Here is a 3796-nt window from a genome sequence, read left to right as displayed (position 1 = left end):
AACCCGCGCCCGCCGATCCCGCCATGAGCGATCCGGGCCTGGAAGATGACGCGGCAACCTCCCAGGAGCCGATGCCGGGCGGTGAGCCGGGCATGACCACGGCCGAAGATCCGGAAGAGAATCCAGGGTTCGGGGATGGTACCGAGCCGATGCCGGGTTCGGAGCCTGGCGATGCGGATGACGACGACACCACTACCACGAATTGATCGAATCACCACGCTCCCTACGGTGATAGATCGGGCCAGCTGTCTGTTCCCTGCGGCTGCTCCACACGGTCTATCACCATTTCCCCCGCACCCTTGCGGGGGTTTTTTTGCCTTGTAGCTATGCAAGCTCCATTGGCGATGCCGATCTCGCTGGCAAAGCAGTGCTCGGCGCACTACGTTGAATAGGCTTGATCATGGCAATTCGCTGCATGGATCGTGACGACAACGTCAAGGAGAACGACATGGGTGACCAACGCAACAAGCGCTTCAAGGCGCTACTGCTCAGCGTGATGATGGCTTTCGGCGCGCTTGCGCTCGCCGGCTGCGGAAACGACGACCCGCCCAATCCGGATGCCGCACCCGAGGAGGAGCAACCCATGGGAACCGGCCCTATGTCCAACGATGACGCCGGCGAAACCCCGAGCGACGACATCTAGGCAAGGCGCTCTCGCGCTGGGCGATCAGTGGAAAAAAGGCCGGGAAGCAATGCTTCCCGGCCTTTTTTCGCTTTCTACCTGGTTTTCAAGGCTGCTCGTTGTCGTCTTCCAGACGACGATAGAGCGTGCGGCGGGCGATACCCAGGACCTCGGCGGTGCGACGCTTGTTGCCGCCGGTCGCCTCGAGCACCTTCTTGATGTAGCGCTTTTCGACCTCTTCAAGGCTCGGCCAGCGCGCAGGTGCCGGCGCCGGCGCCTGGGTGCCGGCCAGCACTTCACCGCTCAGCGTCGGTATGAGTTCGGCGCTGGCCTGGGTGTTGACATGGTCGCGCAGTCGCTCCGGCAGATCGGCGTGCTGCAGTACGCCTTCCTCGCTCAACGTCACCGCGCGCATCACGGCATTCTCGAGCTCACGCACGTTACCTGGATAGGAATAGCTCAAGAGAGTATTGAGCGCTTCGGGCTCGATCTGCTCGATCTGCTTGCCCTGGGCATCGGCGTGCTTGTCGATCAACGCAAAGACCAGATGCTCGATATCGCAGCCGCGCTCGCGAAGCGGCGGGATGCGTAGCGAGAACGTCTCCAGGCGGTAGAAAAGGTCGCTTCGAAAGTTCTGCTCCTCGATCTCCTTTTCGAGGTTTCTGTGGGTGGCGGCGATGATGCGCACGTCCACCGGCTCCTCGCGCTCGCCGCCCACCGGCCGCACCGTTTTCTCCTGAAGGGCGCGCAGCAGCTTGGCCTGCAGGTTGATCGGCATCTCGCCGATCTCGTCGAGAAACAGGCTGCCGCCCTGAGCGCTCTGGAAAAGGCCCTTGCGCGCCTCGTTGGCGCCGGTGAAGGCACCCTTCACGTGACCGAAGAACTCGCTCTCCATCAGGTCCGCCGGGATGCTGGCGCAGTTGACCGGCACGAACGGGGCGTCGTGGCGCGGGCTCTCCAGGTGAATGGCCCGGGCGAGCAACTCCTTGCCGGTACCGCTTTCGCCGAGAATCAGGATCGGCGCGCTGCTCTTGGCCAGCCGAGAGGCGTCGTGGAACAGTGCCTGCATGGTCGGGCTCTTGCCGACGATACCGTGGAAATGATGGAGCTCGTCATCGTGGGAGAGCGCCAGGCGCTGGCGCTCCAGCACGCGAAACACCGCCTCGCGAATGGCGTCGAGATCCAGCGGCTTGGTGAGAAAGTCGTCGGCGCCGAGCTTCAGCGCCTCGACGGCCTGGTCGATGGTGCCGAAGGCGGTGATCACGATGATGCCGAGCTCCGAGCCCTCCTGGCGAAGCTGCTGGAGCAGCTGGATGCCGGTCATCCCGGGCAGGCGAACGTCGGTGATCATCATCGAGACCGCCGTATGGCTCAACAGCGCAATGGCCTCCTCGGCGCTCGAGACGCCGAGGGTGGCGTAGCCAGCATCATGAAGCTCCTCTTCGAGCAGTTCGCGGATGGCGGGGTCGTCCTCGACGACCAGTAGCGGTAAAAGGTGTTCCTGATCGGTCAAAACGTTTTCCTCAAGCGGATGCGGTTTCACTCAAGGGGAGGGTGATCTCGAACCCCGCTCCCCCCAGGGCGCTGTCGAACACGCCAATCGTCCCGCCGTGATCATTGATGATGCGGTGTACCATCGAAAGCCCCAGGCCGCTGCCCTGGCCCACGGGCTTGGTGGTGAAGAACGGGTCGAACACCTGATGGTGGTGCGATACCGGAATGCCCGGACCGTCGTCCTCCACGCACAGGGTGATTTCGCTACCCTCACGCTCGGCGCGTACCTTGATCACGTGCACGTCCGGGGCCTGGGCGGCGTTGCGCAGCAGGTTGGTGAGGACCTGCACGATCTGCTGGCCGTTGACCATCACCTCGAGCCCGGGCGTGGGCAGTTCGACCTCGAGCCGGATGCCGCGTGGCTCGAGCTCCTCCTCGACCAGCTCACCGGCGCTTGCGACCAGGTGATCGAGCGACTGGCGACCCTTCTCGACGTTGTGCTGGCGGCCAAGCTCCATGAGCTGACGCACGATCTCGACGATGCGCTCCACCTCGCCGCGGATGCGGCCAAGGCGGGCGCGCTCGTCGTCGCCGATCACGTCGCGCCTTGCCAGGCGCTGGGCCTGGCCGTTGATCACCGTCAAGGGCGCGCCGATCTCGTGGGCCACGCCTGCGGCGAGAACGCCGAGCTCGGCGAGCTTCTTGGACTTGCGCAGGCGCTTCTCGAGCTCGATCTCGCGTCGGCGGCGAGCGTCGATGTCGCGATCCTTCTCGGCCATGGCATCGAGCATGCCGTTCAAGCCGGAAGCCAGGCGACGATACTCCACCGGCCCCTCGACGCTCGCCCGCTGGCTGCGGTCGCCGTCTTCCACCAGCAGCATAACACGCAGCAGGCGGTTCAACGGCCGTTCGATATAGCGCCGAAAGCCCCACCAGATGCTCAGCACGATGCCCCCGGCGCCGATGATGAACACCAGCACGGCGACGATGCTGATGAACCCGGTATAGTTCTCGATACCGGTATTGAGCCGATTGACCTGCAGCACCCCGTAGACGTTGCCGTCCTGGGTGCGCAGCGGGATCAGCGCCGAGTAGTAGGTCCAGCCATCGAGCTGACGGTAGTTGCCGTACAGGTCGTCGCGCTCGATGACGCTCTGAATTTCCGTAGGGCTGAACAGGTTCTTGCCAAGCCCCAGCCCGTAGATCTCGCGGCCCTGCACGTCGAACACGTAGGCGCCGTAGATGCGGTGAAACGAGAACGCCGACTGCAGCGCCTCCTCGAGGGGTGCGGCGCTGTCGCGGGCCACCGCGTAGCTCAGGGAGGTGCTCAGCGCCCGGGTGATGATCTCCACTTCGGTCTCGAGCTTGGAGCGAACGTTGTCCTCCAGCGCCTTGATGGCCACGAAGCTGAACACCACCAAGGCGACGAACAGCGGCACGATGACCGTGAGAATCATTAAGTTGCGTAGGCGCATCGGGTATCCATGATCAATGAAACGAGAGCGTCGAGGCTCACTCCACGGGGCTCAGGCGGTAGAGGGCGCCCTCGTCGGCATCGGTGAGCAGGTAGATGTCGCCGTCCCCGCCCTGGCGCACGTCGCGAATCCGGCCAAGCTCGCCCTCGAGCAGGCGCTCGTGGGCCACCACCTGGCCCTCGTCGATGACGAAGCGCATCAGCTG

The 3796-nt window shown here is 64.1% G+C and carries 4 protein-coding genes and 1 pseudogene; 2 read left to right on the top strand and 3 right to left on the bottom strand.

Annotated features, from left to right (window positions below; genetic code table 11):
- Both BIS11_RS12695 and BIS11_RS12690 read left to right on the top strand, forming a co-directional pair.
- Positions 1-206 (top strand): annotated as a pseudogene (locus tag BIS11_RS12695) (hypothetical protein); the annotation flags it as partial.
- A 194-nt stretch (positions 207-400) separates the two neighbouring features.
- Positions 401-643 (top strand): hypothetical protein, encoded by a 243-nt coding sequence (locus BIS11_RS12690; RefSeq protein WP_253424410.1) that lies wholly within the window; start codon positions 401-403, stop codon positions 641-643.
- 85 nt (positions 644-728) lie between these two features.
- On the opposite strand, the gene BIS11_RS12685 is transcribed toward BIS11_RS12690, so the two are convergent.
- From BIS11_RS12685 to BIS11_RS12675, 3 genes are read right to left on the bottom strand one after another with little or no spacing between them, the layout of a single operon-like run.
- Positions 729-2135, bottom strand: a complete 1407-nt coding sequence (locus tag BIS11_RS12685; RefSeq protein WP_253424407.1) for a sigma-54 dependent transcriptional regulator — start codon at positions 2133-2135, stop codon at positions 729-731.
- 10 nt (positions 2136-2145) lie between these two features.
- Positions 2146-3591: a HAMP domain-containing sensor histidine kinase gene (locus BIS11_RS12680; protein ID WP_253424404.1), complete on the bottom strand. Its 1446-nt coding sequence runs from the start codon at positions 3589-3591 to the stop codon at positions 2146-2148.
- Positions 3592-3628: 37 nt separating this feature from the next.
- A complete protein-coding gene (locus BIS11_RS12675) occupies positions 3629-3790 on the bottom strand; it encodes a PQQ-dependent sugar dehydrogenase (protein WP_253586181.1) in 162 nt (53 codons plus the stop codon).
- Positions 3791-3796 lie beyond the last annotated feature (6 nt).

Source organism: Halomonas sp. 707D4 (assembly GCF_024158685.1).
GTDB lineage: Bacteria > Pseudomonadota > Gammaproteobacteria > Pseudomonadales > Halomonadaceae > Vreelandella.
This window is presented reverse-complemented; position numbering and strand designations above follow the sequence as displayed.